Origin of the sequence: Streptomyces sp. NPDC020681 (assembly GCF_044334895.1) — a bacterium.
In the GTDB taxonomy this organism is placed as follows: domain Bacteria; phylum Actinomycetota; class Actinomycetes; order Streptomycetales; family Streptomycetaceae; genus Streptomyces.
In genome coordinates this window covers 1-1548 of sequence record NZ_JBIRTX010000077.1, presented here as the reverse complement: position 1 = coordinate 1548, position 1548 = coordinate 1, and the positions used below count along the sequence as shown (strand labels likewise).

At 65.2% G+C, this 1548-nt stretch carries 1 protein-coding gene; it reads left to right on the top strand.

Annotation, left to right across the window (positions count from 1 at the left end; translation table 11 throughout):
• Window positions 1-319 precede the first annotated feature (319 nt).
• Window positions 320-1548, top strand: a 1229-nt coding sequence (locus tag ACH4YL_RS40765; RefSeq protein WP_398512593.1) for an IS1182 family transposase, incomplete at its 3' end; no start/stop codon positions are given.

The following is a 1548-nucleotide window of genomic DNA, read 5'->3' as shown; positions in this document are numbered from 1 at the left end:
GGTTAGCGTGATCGAGAGCCGCAAACCAACGGGAAGCTGGTGCGTCGACGACATCGGTGCGGCGGCTCTGTCCAAGTCTCTCGCCACGGGTTGAAACCCCATGGAGGTTCTCAATCATAGCAACGCCTCAAGCGCGCCGATTGCGTTCGTCGTCGGGGACATCGGCGGCAGCTAAGGGGCAATTTGCGCAGCAGGGGGGTGGCGCCGAATGACCGGAATGGGGTCGCGAGCGGCCGTTTCGCCAATGACCGGCATGGGTGGAGGCTGTGTGGAAACGAGCTGATCTGGTAGGCTTTCTTGGAGCGATCCGAGGGCTTGCATGGCGCGCTACATCGAAGGCGAGAACCGGCAGCAGAGACTGCTCCTGCCCGACTGTCTTGAGGATTACGTCAGCGAAGACAACCCGGTCCGGGTGGTGGATGTCTTCATCGACGAGCTCGATCTGGGAACGATGGGCTTTACCGGCCCGGCCTCGACGGGGCGGCCTGGATACCATCCCGCTACCCTTCTTAAGCTGTACCTCTACGGCTACCTCAACCAGGTTCAGTCGAGCCGCCGGCTGGAGCGCGAGGCCGGCCGCAACGTCGAGGTGATGTGGCTGACGGGCAAACTTGCGCCCGACTTCAAGACGATCGCCGACTTTCGCCGGGACAATGGTGCTGCGATCCGGGCCGCCTGCGCGCAGTTCGTCGTGCTGTGCCGCCAGCTCGGCCTATTGGCGGGCGGCACGGTTGCCGTGGACGGCAGCCGGTTCAAGGCCGTCAACACGCGCGACAGGAACTTTACGCCCGGCGCGATCCGCCGCCGGATGGAGCAGGTGGAGGCAAGCATCGCGCGCTATCTGTCGATGCTCGATACGGCCGATCGGCAGGAGGATGAGCTGGCGCAGATGCGCAGCGTCCGCCTCAAGGAGCGGCTCGATCGCCTGCGCCAGCAGATGCGGGACCTTCAGGCGATGGACCGCGTCGTCGCGGAGGCGCCCGATCGTCAAGTCTCGCTGACCGACCCCGACGCCCGCGCCATGGCCACCAACGGCAAGGGCACCGGCCTCGTCGGCTATAACGTTCAAGCGGCGGTCGACGCCAAACATCATCTGATCGTGGCTCACAAGGTCACCAATGTCGGCCACGACCGCAGCCAGCTCGCGAACATGGGGCGCCAGGCGAAAGACGCCACGGCAACCGAGGTGCTGACCGTGCTGGCCGATCGCGGCTACTTCTCGGGCGAGGAGGTGCTGGCGTGCGACGAGATCGGCATCAACGCCATCGTCCCCAAGCCCCTGACATCAGGGGCCAAGGCCGATGGGCGCTGGGGCAAGCAGGACTTCACCTATGACGCTCCGAGCGACACCTATCGATGCCCTGCCGGCGAGACGCTCACATGGCGCTTCTCGTCGGTCGAGAAGGATATGATGCTCCACACCTACTGGGCCGACGCCTGCGGAGCCTGCCGCGTCAAGGACCAGTGCACCACCGGCAAGCAGCGCCGCATCAAGCGCTGGGAGCATGAGGCGGTGATCGAGGCCATGCAGCGCCGGCTCGACCACAT